Below are 13,045 nucleotides of genomic sequence, written 5' to 3'. Positions count from 1 at the left end.
CAACGCTAATATTGGGCAGAATGGTAGTTTTAGGATGCAAACGAGTTAATTCTTATGAACCTGGGTATTGATATACTCTTTAAGTGTGTCTCGTATTTCAGGATGTTCGAGGGCAAAAGCCAGATTGGCCATTTGGAATCCTGCTTTATCACCGCAATCAAACCGTGTTCCTTTAAAGCGGTAACCGAAGATTGGTTGGTCTTCAAGCAGTGCAACCATTGCATCGGTGAGCTGTATCTCACCACCTGCACCTTTTTTATGCATTCCGAGATAATCGAAAATCTTAGGAGTGAAAATGTAACGCCCGATGGCTGCCAGGTTAGACGGGGCTTCAGCCGGATCAGGTTTTTCGATCATTGACTTAATTCTGACTGTGCCATTGTGGGCGGGCTCTGCTTCAAGAATTCCGTATTTTGATGTTTCCTCTTTGGGAACTTCGAATATGGCGACCATAGAAGCACGTAATCTGTCAAATTCATTGATCATCTGGTGCAGGACAGGTACATCGTTCTGAATAAGGTCATCAGCCAGTAAAACTGCAAAAGGCTCATCTCCGACAATATCGCGAGCACACCAGATAGCATGACCAAGACCGAGTGGTTCACTCTGGCGGGTGTAGACGATTGTTCCGGATTTTGGCACCAGAGATTCTATAGTCTGCAAAAGATCATCTTTGCCACGTTTTCTGAGGGTGTCTTCAAGTTCATAACTTCGGTCGAAATGGTTTTCAAGCGCAGTTTTACCACCACCCGTGACAAAAATAAGCTGCTCGATTCCTGAAGCCAGTGCTTCTTCAACAGCGTATTGAATTATAGGCTTATCGACAACTGGTAACATCTCTTTGGGCATTGCTTTGGTGGCTGGAAGAAAACGTGTTCCTAGTCCGGCAACAGGAAAAATGGCTTTTTTGATTTTCATGTGAAGTATTCCTAGGGCTTTGAGCTATTCAAATTTGCACACCTGACTGCTTTATGGTGTTGGTTGTACGGGGCTTATATAACAGAAATATATTGTAATTAATGGACTTTCATGTAGATACGTGGTCGTAGTATAGTGAGATGGAAACGAAAAGTAAATAGGGAAGAATACCTAATTTTACAGGGTAGACAGGTTTGGTTATCCACAACTGTTCTGAATTGAATAATTTCGTACAATTGCATTTATTGGAGAATGTGATATTGATTGTCCACCCAGCTGTAAGGATCGGGTTTGTTATCATTTTAGCACGTATTTACGTATTTAGAGTCGAATAATTATGCAGCATAAATCAGTACCGGCAGGAACAACTGCCGGTTATATATATACCCTTATTGGTAATATGAATGTTGGGAAAACGCAGATTTTCTCTGCGCTTACCAATAAGAAGGTCAAATCTGTAAACTTGCCGGGCTCTACTGTCAGCCTCGATAGCGCGCCTATCAGGGGAGAGAAAGGGGTGCTCTACGATACCCCGGGTAATGTATCCATTTTCTCTGATAATGAGGATGAACGTGCAGTCCGAACGGTACTGCTCTCCGACGCACATGTTGGTCAGGTAAATGGGATTGTTCTTGTCGCCGATGCTAAAAATCTGGGCCGTTCACTAGCGATTGCTTTGCAATACAGTGAATTTGGTCTGCCCATGATTCTCAATATAAATATGATGGATGAGGCAGTTTCGCGTGGAATCGATATCAACGCAACAATGCTCTCCGAAATGCTTGGCATAGAAGTTACGACAACCATCGCTCCTGAAGGTATGGGGATAAGGGAACTGGCCGGGAAATTTTCTCAGCTTCGGCCATTAGGGTATCGCATAGCATATTCTCCTGCTATTGAAGAACTGCTGGAACGTATAGGCGATCTACTGACGGGGAGCAGGGTTTCTCCACGTGGGCTCGGGCTGTTGTTGATGCATGGTGATACCGAAGCGCGAAAACATATCCGCGACAATTATGGAGCGGATATTCTGGTAGCACTTGAAAAACTCATTGAGCAGTATCACCAGGAAAACCCCTCCCATTCCAGAAATGTACTCACTGAGTATTATAACTCGGCTGCCAGGAGTATAGCAGATGAAGTCCAGACCATAGAGCAGGTATCAAAAAGCTCATGGTTGATGAAATTTGGCGACATGTGCACCACTTTTTCAACAGGAATACCAATAGCCCTGATTGTGCTTATAGCTATGTACTATTTTATTGGTGCATTCGGGGCAACATTTCTGGTGGATAACCTTAACTCGAAAATTTTTGAGGGAATGCTGTTTCCTCTGGTGAAAAGCTTTACAGATCAGCTGTCCAGTGAGTTTTGGCGTGACATGATCATGGACCCTGATTTTGGCATATTGCCAACGGGTGTCTTTCTGGCGATGGGGCTAGTGTTGCCGGTAATATTCTGTTTTTATATAGCTTTCGGGATTCTTGAGGATTCCGGATACCTGCCGCGGATTTCAATTCTCCTTGATAATATCTTTCAGAAACTCGGATTGAACGGCAAAGGTGTTATTCCGCTTGTTATGGGCTTTTCCTGTGTAACGATGGCCCTGCTTACCACCCGGATACTCAATACCGAAAAAGAAAAAATTATTGCGTCGTTTCTACTCTATTTATGTTTGCCCTGTGCGCCGCTCATTGCAGTAATGCTGATTATTCTGGAAAAGATGCCGATCTCAGCGTCAATTGTGGTTTTTGGCGTTATTGGCAGCCAGGTACTTATTGCCGGATATCTGGCAAATAAGATTTTGCCGGGATCACGTTCGCCGCTTTTTCTGGAAATTCCACCGATGCGACTTCCCAAACCATTGCCGGTGTTAAAAATGGCTGTGGCAAAGACCTGGTTCTTTATGCTTGAGGCGTTGCCAATATTCATTGTAGCATCAATGGGAGTGTTTTTATTTGAACGAATCGGCGGGCTTAAACTTTTGGAGCATACACTTGGGCCAATGATTCATTATGTCATGGGTTTGCCTGAGAAGAGTGTCCAGGTGTTTATAAAAACCATGATACGGCGCGAGAGCGGAGCGACAGAGCTTGAACACCTGAGCCTTATCTATACCAATTTGCAATTGGTCGTGAATCTGCTGGTGATGACCTTTGTAGCCCCCTGTATCAACTCGTTTATAGTCCTTTTTAAGGAGCGGGGTGCGACGGTAGGGCTGGCGATAAATGTCGCTGTTTTTTTATACGCAATTTTACTTGGAAGTATTGTAAATCATGTTTGCCTGATGTTTGGCGTGACATTTAACTGAAGGTAAAGGAATACATAATGTTAAACGAGCGACTCGAAGAAATTCTTGAGGCAATCTGGGTGGCGAGGGAAAAGAAAAAATCCTCTGTCCAGGCGGTACAGGATAACTGCGCTATACAATTTACCGATAGTGAACTGGCCGATCTGGAAAAGAGTAAAATGGTCATGATCAGTGGTAAAGATGTGTATTTTACTCATGAAGGTGAACGCCTTGGTGAAATTATCATTCGAAGGCATAGACTGGCGGAAGTTCTGGTTACCTCAATTCTGAAAGTCAAAAAGAGCAAGATGGATGAGATCGCCTGCGAGGTTGAGCATTCATTGCAGGAAGAGGTTGAGGAGTCTATTTGTACGTTGCTTGGACATCCTGAGATGTGTCCTGATGGTAAGCCGATACCACCTGGGAATTGCTGCAAAAGCCACTCGCGCGAAGTCCTGAATACCGTCACAAGTCTGATTGAGCTAAAACCGGGGGAGCAGGGGAGAATAACCTATATTAAACCTGACAGTCATTCCAGCCTGCATCAACTGCTCTCATTCGGCCTCAGCCCGGGAGTAACCGTCACAGTTCACAGAACATCACCAGCCTTCTGTGTGAAATTTGAAAATACAGAACTTGCTTTAGACCCTGTGATTGTCAAAAATATATTTGTCTGGAAAATGAGCTGTATGATAAAATAGGCAGTTTTTGTAATCACACCTCACGCTTCACCATATACACCCTTTCCGGTCGCCCCTGGGTGCCATAGAAAAGGTCAGCTGTAAGGTGGTCGATAGCTACGAGGTACTCAAGATAACGCCTCGAAGTTGTTCTGCTCACCCCTATCTCTAATCCTGCCTTCTCTGCACTGATTCCATTTTCTCCAACATCTTTTAGCATGTTGGAGATTTTTTCCAGAGTGATTGGATCAATGCCTTTAGGCATATCTGCTTCGTTCACTGCAGTTTTACTTTTCTGGTGCAGTAACCGGTCTACATCGTGTTGACTTACTGTGCTGATGGTGTCCAGTTTTTTTCTGTGTGCCCGAAATTTTTCAAGAGTCGCAGCAAATCGATTGAAGACGAGAGGCTTGAGGATGTAATCAAAGACACCGCCTCGGAGTGCCTCCTCAAAGAATTCAACCTCTTTTGCGGCGGTAATAAGAACAATATCTGTCTTTTTCTGATTCGCCCGAATCTTCCAGAGCAGGTCGAGACCATTACCATCAGGAAAAAAAATATCCAGAAGCACAAGATCCGGCTCCAGTACCGGGACTATTTGTTCAGCCTCTTCAATGGTGTGTGCAATTCCGACAACAGTATATCCCTCTATTTTCTCGGTAAATATCCGCTGAATTTCAGCAATTTTCACATCGTCTTCAATGATCAATACTGAAATAGAATTCATATCCATATCGTTATCCATATACTATGCCTTCTGTTTTGGGATAATTACCGTAAATGCAAGGCCACCAAGCTCAGAACTGTTTACACTGATGGTGCCACCCATTCTTGCGATTGCTTTCTCCACCAGATAGAGGCCCATGCCATGACCTTCTTCGTCCTTCGTTGTATAGCCTTTAATGAATATTGTGTCCCAGAGTTCTTCGGGCAATCCAGGGCCGGAATCATCAAAGTCGAAGATCAGATCATTACCGAGATCAGTCATGGAGAGCTTGACCTCTCGTTGTCCTGCTGGCTTGTTGAGAACAGCCTCAAATCCATTATCAAGAATATTGCCGATAATTGTAACAAGATTAACTCTCTTGATGGATTCGGGGATATCACGCATGCTGCTATCCGGATCAATGGAAAGCTCAATTTTCAATTCTCTTCCCTTGTTGTACTTGCCAAGGATAGTTCCTGCAATCACCGGGTCCGAGACAATCGCCATAAGTGCATTGATCAGTTTCTGGTAGCCGGATGCTTCGCTGCCGATAAGTTCAATGGCCTCCTGATGGGCACCAATTTGGATAAGCCCTGAGATCGTGTGAAGTTTGTTTGAATATTCATGGGTCTGAGCGCGAAGCATCTCTGAATATTTTTGCACCTGGGAAAGTTTTTTTGCCACAATATCCAACTCGTTTTTATCCCGAAAACTAGAAACAACCCCTGTAACTGTACCATTGGTAATAATTGGTATCCGGTTGACAATGATCTCTCGTTCTTCAAGTGTGAGCAGTTTATCCAACTGGCTTTCACCTGATTGCAATACTTCAAGAATCCGGGTTTCCGGGAATATTTCTTTAACAGGTTTTCCGACCACATCCGGGACTGGTTCTATGCCGAGTGTAACAAAGGCGGCCTGGTTGATTGTGGTAATATTTCCTTTTCCGTCAACAGCCATAATTCCTTCGCGAATAGCTTCGAGAGTAGCTGTTCTTTCCTGGAGCAGAGAGGCGATTTCATGGGGTTCAAGTCCGAAGATCGCCTTTTTGAAATCATTGGTGATTCTGATGGTGATGGCAATGCCCAAAAGCATTACAGCGGTTAAGGCCGAAAGAATTTTCAGGTGATAGCCACGAATAGTGTTGTTGATGTTTTCCATCAGGTAGCCTACCGAAACAATCCCGATTATCTCATTCTGATCATTAAATACCGGTACTTTGCCTCTGATTGATGGTCCAAGGGTTCCTGTGGCTTTAGAGATATATGATTTGCCGCCCTCAAGAGCCAGGGCGTTGTCGCCACCGACCATATATTTTCCCAACCGCTCGATAACAGGATGCGAATAACGTTTTCCTTCCCTGTCTCCTACAACGATAAATTGTGCTTCTGTTTCCTGCCTGATCCGTTCTGCAATCTCCTGTATCCGTGACGCTTCTATCTCGCCTCGCTGAAGATCCTCTCTGATTTGTGGGATTGTCGCAACGGTCTGCGAAACACGCAGCGCGCGCTGACCGATTTGTTCTTCGAGGATTGATGAGATCAGCCTAATAGAAAAAGCCCCACCCGCCACGACGACAAAGGTGAGCAGAGCAACGATAAGCAAAATCATCTTGGTCTGCAGTTTCATTGATTGGAGCATAATTTGAAGAGTATTTTTCTTTTGCATGGATGTTTTGAAGGGTTCCTGACCTTTTGATGGCTCGTGAACTTTATGAACAAAACGTTCTTAAAGAATTAATTACTCATAAATTTCCTATTGTTTACTTTTAGTTATGATCCGTTAAGTATGTCAACAACGTTTTGCGCTCCATGATTCATTAAAAAAGCCCAAACGACCGGTTTCGACAGTTCTGTCGCGTCCGCTCACTATCAGTCTGTTTCCAACAGGTTAGGCATGTCATCTGTAGAGTTTTCGATGATTGATTCTACTCCTGTGGATATCGGTCTGCAGTTCCATTCATCACAACCATGCAAGGAGAACATTCATGAAAAAGAACTCTTTTGGAATTTCCCGGCTCGGAGCCACTATTGCGGCTTGTTCACTCGCCCTGATGATGTTTGCTACACCGGCATCAAGTTCAGATGTAAAAGAATTGCATTTTCTGATACCGGGCGGTGCCGGAGGTGGTTGGGATGGTACAGCACGAGGAGTCGGCAAAGCATTGCTTGATTCTAAATTAGTTGAGCAGGCTTCTTTTGAAAACATGTCCGGTGGTGGTGGCGGTAAGGCCTTAAATCACCTTATTTCCACAAAAGAACGCCAGGAACATACGCTGCTGGTGAATTCTACACCAATCATTATCCGCTCATTGACCGGTGTTTTTCCTCAATCTTTTCGTGATCTGACGCCTATCGCATCAGTTATTGCAGATTATGCTGCTTTTGTTGTGCCAAAGAACTCTAAATATACCTCTTTTGATCAGGTGATCGCTGATTTTAAAAAGGATCCCAAATCCGTAAAAGTGGCTGGTGGTTCTGTAAAAGGCAGCATGGATCATCTCGTTCCTGCGATGGTTATTCAGGCTGCAGGTGGCGATCCATTGAAACTCAAGTACATACCCTATGATGCTGGTGGAAAGGCTATGGCCGGTTTGCTTTCCGGTGATACTCAAGTCCTCTCCACCGGATTTGGCGAAGCACTTGGGCTAGCAAAGCAGGGTGAAGTGCGGATTCTGGCGGTGACCTCTGCCGAGCGCCTCTCTCAGGCCCCGGAGGTTCCAACTGTTAAAGAACTTGGTATGGATGTCACCTTTGCAAACTGGCGCGGATTTTTCGGAATTCCCGGCCTCTCTGATGAAAAGGCAGAGGCATATCGCGCCCTGTTGAAAGAGATGTACACAACAGAGGACTGGGAAAAGATTCGTCAGCAGCGCGGTTGGCAGAATCTCTATCAGCCTGGTGATGAGTTCTACGCATTCCTCGAAGAGCAGGAAAAAGCTATTGGCTCAATGATGAAGCAGTTGGGGTTTCTGCAGTAACTTTTGAGTGATTATACGGGCCAATTCTGAAATGGATTGGCCCTTTTAAAATAGATTTTCCTGAGGGAGGAACCTTATGGCACGTGAAAAAATAGGGGCTCTTGCAATACTACTTTTTTCTATTTCCTATGGTTTGCTGGCCACAAGGATTCAGCTCACATTTCTTGCCCAGCAGGAAATATTCACCGCCCGTACAATGCCGTACGCTTTGGCTGTTATGGGCGTGATTCTTTCATTGGCGATCCTCATCCTGCCCACAGTTGATCCTGCCGGTAAGCGAAGTCTTGGTGAGGAAACACGGGGAATGGAGTGGCCTAAGGCCATCCTGCTCGTTGTGCTGATGCTGGTGTTTGGCTTGACCATGAAATGGCTTGGCTTCATTATTGCCTCTATCTTCTTTCTTCTTGTTGGGTTCTGGATTCTTGGTGAACGACGAAAACGAATGATGCTACTGACTGCAATTCCTCTGGTAATTGTACTTTGGGCAATTATGTCGTTGCTGCTCGGTGTCTATATTGCACCTGGTGAAATCTTCTATCAGTTGGGGATACTCTAATGTGGGATGGAATGATAGGCGGCATGATGATGGGTATTTCTACAACAATGATACCTATAAATATTGCAATGGTCCTGTTTGGTTGTTTTGCCGGTAGCCTGATTGGTATGCTTCCAGGTCTTGGCCCGATTACAGCAGTGGCGCTGATGATCCCCGTAACGTATGGCCTGGATCCAGCCACAGGCATGGTGTTACTGTCAGGAGTCTATTACGGAGCAATTTTTGGTGGGTCAACCTCTTCAATTTTGATCAATGCACCAGGTGAGGCGGCAACTGTAGCCACAGCACTTGACGGTTACCCGCTGGCACGACAGGGACATCCTGGAAAAGCACTCGCCATTGCAGCCTATTCATCATTTGCAGGTGGAACGATTGCGGTAATTCTGCTCATGTTTTTTGCGCCGATGCTGGCGAGTGTGGCGACCAGTTTTCAGTCTGCTGATTATTTTGCTCTGATGATTCTTGGCTTAACAGCCGTATCGGCTTTTTCAGGTAGGGGCGGGGTTTTAAAGGCACTTTTAATGGTGGTACTCGGGTTAATGCTGGCAACAGTCGGTACTGATCAGACTTCCGGAGTGCAGCGTTACACCTTTGGATCTCTTGAACTACTTGACGGTATTGAATTTCTATTGCTCGCTATGGCGACCTTCGCACTTACTGAAGCGTTAATGATTGTTTTGAAGCGAGATGCCTCTTCAGACAGTCTGAATCCTAAAATGATCGGCTTTAAAAGCCTGAAGGTGACAAAGAAAGAATTTAAACTGATTACCCCGTCTATACTCCGTTCATCGATTCTTGGTTTTTTCGTTGGTGTATTACCCGGTGCTGGTGCAACATTGGGCTCTTTTATGTCGTATGGTATGGAGCGAAATCTGGCCCCGCCTGAAGAACAGAAAAAATTCGGTAAAGGCAGTCTTCGCGGTCTTGCCGCTCCGGAGACCGGTAATAATGCAGCCAGTTCTGGCTCGTTTGTGCCGCTGCTTACTCTGGGAATCCCTGGCTCCGGAACAACAGCAGTTATGCTTGGCGCCCTTATCGCCTACGGAATTGAGCCCGGCCCACGTATGTTCATCGAGCGTCCGGATGTTTTCTGGGGCGTGATTATGTCGATGTATCTCGGCAATGTATTTTTGCTTATTCTGAACCTGCCGTTAATCCCATATTTTGCAAGATTGCTTGCAATACCACGAAATCTGATGGTGCCGATTATCCTCTTTTTCTCTCTCATGGGAGTCTATCTGGTTACCTTCAATGATTTCGACATCATGATGATGGTCTTTTTCTGTCTTGCGGCAATGGCTTTGAGGTTAATGAATTTCCCGATGGCGCCGCTCCTGCTCGGATTTATCCTTGGTGGGCTGATGGAAGATAATCTCCGTCGTTCGCTGATGATTTATGATGATTCAATGTCCTTTATGTGGGAAAGGCCGATAACAGCAACAATTAATGTATTTACCATTTTTATTATCAGTCTTCCTTTAATCAGGTCACTCATTGCCAGGATGAAGGCGCGACGTAATACACCACTGAAACCGAAGCGGGCGGCATCTGTTTTGTAGAGAGCTTTGGAGTTGTTATCAGGTTGTATTAGGGGCATTGCAGATTGGTGGTTTTCTGTAGTGCTTTCAGATGCGTGAGGCATGAGAAAGAAACCCATATCCATTCATATTGAGGATAAAAATCATGGTGGAAAGATATGTTCTGGTAGTAGCTGCGGGTGTATGTGGCGGACTTTCTGCACAACATTTTAACGTTCCTGGGGGTGCGGTAGTTGGCGCAATGATTTTTTCTGGTATAATGTCGCTGATTTTGCCAAATGGGATCACCCTACCACCGCAGTTGGGAACTGCTATCCAGATTATGCTTGGAATTTCTCTGGGGCTTACTTTTGACCGTTCCTTTCTTTCCCTGGGCGCGAAGGCATTGCCGCTTGCTATCCTCAGCACCATAGTCTTATTAATGGTTGCTGTAGGCATGGCTCTGCTGGCAAGCCGTTTTGGTTTCGTTGATTTTGGGACCGCGCTGTTTGGTTTCTCACCTGGAGGAATGTCCGGCATGGCTGTCCTTGCCCAGAGCGAGGGGCATAAAACACCTGTCGTGGCCTTTTTTCACCTCGTGAGAATATTTACACTCTTTCTGGTTGTTCCGTTGCTTGTCAAGCTATTCGTTCTGTTCAGACAGCCTACCTGACAGCGTTTACCCCAAGCACATCAACGAGTTTCTGATTGTTGCAGGCGCAGCATTGTTACATATGCAATGCTAGTGGTGGCAATCTGACTTCAGACACCGTAACGAGTCGTGGCAGAATTAACATTGGCTGGAATGTTTAGCCTGTTTTTAGATGTATGTGTCTAGATATAATGGAAATTGTTGTCAGGTATTACTGCTTTTTCTTCATCATTGTGGATTGTGTGATCACCTGATTTGTTATCATTGATTTTATGAGAGAGGGATATTCAATGTTGGAAAAGTATACTTCTGCTGAACTAGAGCGGCAGGCTATCGGTTTGCCTGCACTGGCGCTTACTGCAGAGCAGACCGCAGATCTTACAGAGCTACTTATTAAAGGGGAAGGGGACGCTGATAGACTTCTTCAGCTCTTAGAGAACAGGGTTGATCCCGGTGTGAGCAAAGCTGCCAAAGTAAAAGCAGCCTGGTTGGAAAAGGTTGGCGCAGCAGAGATTACAGTATCCGCTCTTTCTGCTGAAAAGGCGATTGCGATGCTGGCACAGATGGGTGGCGGCTATAACGTTGCCGCACTTATCCGTTTATTGCAGAACGAAGCCACAGCAAAATTTGCGGCTGCCGGATTGAAAGGGCTGACGAAAATCTATGAGTCTTTTGATGATGTTGCTTCTCTGGCCAAAGATAATGCGCAAGCCAAAGATGTGTTGGAGTCCTGGGCCCGCGCTGATTGGTTTAATAACGCTCCGGCTGTTCCCGAGACTATTACGCTGAGTGTCTATAAAGTTGAAGGCGAGATAAATACCGATGATTTCTCACCCGGCAATCAGGCTCAATCACGGGCTGATATCCCATTGCATGCAACTTTTTTTGGTACAACCCGATTCCCTGATGGCGTACAAGCAATTCAGGATTTTCGTGCAGCGGGCAAAACAGTAGGTTTTGCAGGTGACGTGGTTGGTACCGGATCTTCACGTAAATCCGCAATTAACTCTCTTGTCTGGCATATTGGTGATGATATTCCTGCTGTACCCAATAAGCGCACAGGTGGTGTTGTTATTGGCGGCATTATTGCCCCGATCTTTTATGCAACCGCACGCGATGCAGGTGTATTACCAATCCAATGTGACGTGACCAAACTTGAGACCGGTGATGAAATCACCATTAACCTCAAAGAGTGGACACTGACCAAACAGGATGGCGAACAGGTTCCTATGGCACCTGCACCGACAACATTGCTTGATGAATACCGTGCAGGAGGCAGGTTAAACCTGATTATCGGCCGCAACCTGACGACAGCCGCATGTGACGAACTTTCCATGCCGTATCCTGAATTTCAGGAAGTAGAGAATCCGCAACCCAAAGAAGGCCAGGGATACACGCTTGCTCAGAAGATGGTCGGCAAGGCCTGCGGTGTTGACGGGGTATTGCCGGGTACAGTTTGTGAACCGAAAATAACCACAGTCGGCTCTCAGGATACAACCGGGCCGATGACCATGCAGGAAATTGCTGAACTGGCCTGTCTCAGATTTAAGACCGATCTCTTCATGCAGTCTTTTTGTCATACTGCTGCCTACCCGAAGGAATCCGATCCGGTACGTTGGCAGATCATGACAGAAACCACCCAGAGTTGTGGTGGTGTAGCCTTAAAGCCGGGTGATGGTGTTATCCACTCCTGGATTAACAAGATGCTTGTTCCGGATACTGTAGGAACCGGCGGCGATTCCCATACCCGTTTCCCGCTTGGTATATCTTTTCCGGCTGGTTCTGGTCTTGTTGCCTTTGCAGGTGCGCTTGGTTTTATGCCTCTTGAGATGCCGCAGTCTGTGTTGGTGCGATTTACAGGTAAGCGTAAAGATGGCATTACGGTCAGGGATATGGTCAACGCTATCACCTATGAAGCTATCAAGAAAGGATTGGTCACGGTTGATAAGAAGGGTAAGAAAAATATCTTTGCAGGCACTGTGCTGGAGATTGAAGGTATTGATGATTTAACCGTTGAAGAGGCTTTTGAATTAAGCGATGCCTCAGCAGAGAGAAGCGCGGCAGCATCAACGCTGAAGCTGCCGCTCGAAGCAGTCATTGAAAACGTCAAAGAAAACGTCGAACTGCTGAAGTCTCTGGTTGCTGACGGCTATTCTGATCAGGACTGTCTCAATCGCAGAATCGCAGCACTTGAAGAATGGCTTAAAAAACCGGCCCTGCTTACAGCTGATAAAAATGCCGAGTATCTTGAAGTGATCGAGATAGACCTGAGCGAACTGAACGAGCCACTGCTTGCCTGTCCAAATGACCCTGATGATGTTCGTCCGCTAAGTGAAGTTGCGGGTACAAAGATTGATGATGCATTTGTCGGTTCCTGCATGGTGCATATCGGACATCTGCAAAGGGCAGCACAGCTTGTTGCAGGAAAAGAGTATGCAAAGAGCCAGCTTTGGGTGGCACCTCCAACCAGAATGGCGCGGGATATTCTGCAGCAGGAAGGAAGCCTCAGCAATTTCTCACAGGTTGGTGGTAGGGTCGAAATCCCGGGATGCAGCCTTTGCATGGGTAACCAGGCACGGGTCCGACCAGGTTCTACTGTAATGTCTACATCAACTCGTAATTTCGATAACCGTCTTGGCGATGGTGCGCAGGTGTACCTCGGCTCAACAGAACTTGCAGTATATGCGGCATTGTATGGTGCATTACCGACAGTTGAAGAATATTTCCAGTTTGTTTCTGAATAAAT

10 protein-coding genes are annotated in these 13,045 nt (G+C 45.8%); 7 read left to right on the top strand and 3 right to left on the bottom strand.

The window, feature by feature from the left end:
- Nucleotides 1-45 precede the first annotated feature (45 nt).
- Nucleotides 46-918, bottom strand: a complete 873-nt coding sequence (galU, locus tag FCL46_RS19940) for a UTP--glucose-1-phosphate uridylyltransferase GalU (protein WP_136805873.1) — start codon at nucleotides 916-918, stop codon at nucleotides 46-48.
- A 337-nt stretch (nucleotides 919-1,255) separates the two neighbouring features.
- Between galU and FCL46_RS19935 the strand changes: the two genes are divergently transcribed.
- Nucleotides 1,256-3,229 carry a ferrous iron transporter B gene (locus FCL46_RS19935; RefSeq protein WP_136805872.1) on the top strand — a complete coding sequence of 658 codons (1,974 nt, stop codon included), beginning with the start codon at nucleotides 1,256-1,258 and terminating at the stop codon, nucleotides 3,227-3,229.
- Between the two features lie 17 nt (nucleotides 3,230-3,246).
- Nucleotides 3,247-3,909, top strand: a complete 663-nt coding sequence (locus tag FCL46_RS19930) for a metal-dependent transcriptional regulator (protein WP_136805871.1) — start codon at nucleotides 3,247-3,249, stop codon at nucleotides 3,907-3,909.
- Between the two features lie 13 nt (nucleotides 3,910-3,922).
- Here the strand turns inward: FCL46_RS19930 and FCL46_RS19925 are convergent, their stop codons facing one another.
- Both FCL46_RS19925 and FCL46_RS19920 read right to left on the bottom strand, forming a co-directional pair.
- Nucleotides 3,923-4,621 carry a response regulator gene (locus FCL46_RS19925; protein WP_217909477.1) on the bottom strand — a complete coding sequence of 233 codons (699 nt, stop codon included), beginning with the start codon at nucleotides 4,619-4,621 and terminating at the stop codon, nucleotides 3,923-3,925.
- A gap of 15 nt (nucleotides 4,622-4,636) precedes the next feature.
- Nucleotides 4,637-6,262, bottom strand: coding sequence for an ATP-binding protein (locus FCL46_RS19920; RefSeq protein WP_217909476.1), 1,626 nt, complete (start codon nucleotides 6,260-6,262; stop codon nucleotides 4,637-4,639).
- A gap of 319 nt (nucleotides 6,263-6,581) precedes the next feature.
- Here FCL46_RS19920 and FCL46_RS19915 point away from each other — a divergent pair, with 319 nt between their 5' ends.
- The 5 genes from FCL46_RS19915 to FCL46_RS19895 all read left to right on the top strand — a co-directional run bounded on the left by FCL46_RS19915 (nucleotide 6,582) and on the right by FCL46_RS19895 (nucleotide 13,043).
- Complete coding sequence (locus FCL46_RS19915) at nucleotides 6,582-7,574, top strand: tripartite tricarboxylate transporter substrate binding protein (RefSeq protein ID WP_136805870.1); 993 nt, start codon at nucleotides 6,582-6,584, stop codon at nucleotides 7,572-7,574.
- Nucleotides 7,575-7,650: 76 nt separating this feature from the next.
- A complete protein-coding gene (locus FCL46_RS19910) occupies nucleotides 7,651-8,130 on the top strand; it encodes a tripartite tricarboxylate transporter TctB family protein (RefSeq protein WP_136805869.1) in 480 nt (159 codons plus the stop codon).
- An 11-nt stretch (nucleotides 8,131-8,141) separates the two neighbouring features.
- Nucleotides 8,142-9,689 (top strand): tripartite tricarboxylate transporter permease, encoded by a 1,548-nt coding sequence (locus tag FCL46_RS19905; protein WP_136806084.1) that lies wholly within the window; start codon nucleotides 8,142-8,144, stop codon nucleotides 9,687-9,689.
- A gap of 124 nt (nucleotides 9,690-9,813) precedes the next feature.
- Nucleotides 9,814-10,320 (top strand): AbrB family transcriptional regulator, encoded by a 507-nt coding sequence (locus tag FCL46_RS19900; protein ID WP_228723257.1) that lies wholly within the window; start codon nucleotides 9,814-9,816, stop codon nucleotides 10,318-10,320.
- A 269-nt stretch (nucleotides 10,321-10,589) separates the two neighbouring features.
- Nucleotides 10,590-13,043, top strand: a complete 2,454-nt coding sequence (locus tag FCL46_RS19895) for a bifunctional aconitate hydratase 2/2-methylisocitrate dehydratase (RefSeq protein WP_136805868.1) — start codon at nucleotides 10,590-10,592, stop codon at nucleotides 13,041-13,043.
- The last annotated feature ends 2 nt before the right edge of the window (nucleotides 13,044-13,045 follow it).

The sequence above is a fragment of the Desulfosediminicola flagellatus genome, from assembly GCF_005116655.2.
GTDB classification, from domain to species: domain Bacteria; phylum Desulfobacterota; class Desulfobulbia; order Desulfobulbales; family Desulfocapsaceae; genus Desulfopila; species Desulfopila flagellata.
The sequence above is the reverse complement of the archived record's forward strand: the minus strand, read 5'-3'. Positions and strand labels throughout refer to the sequence as shown.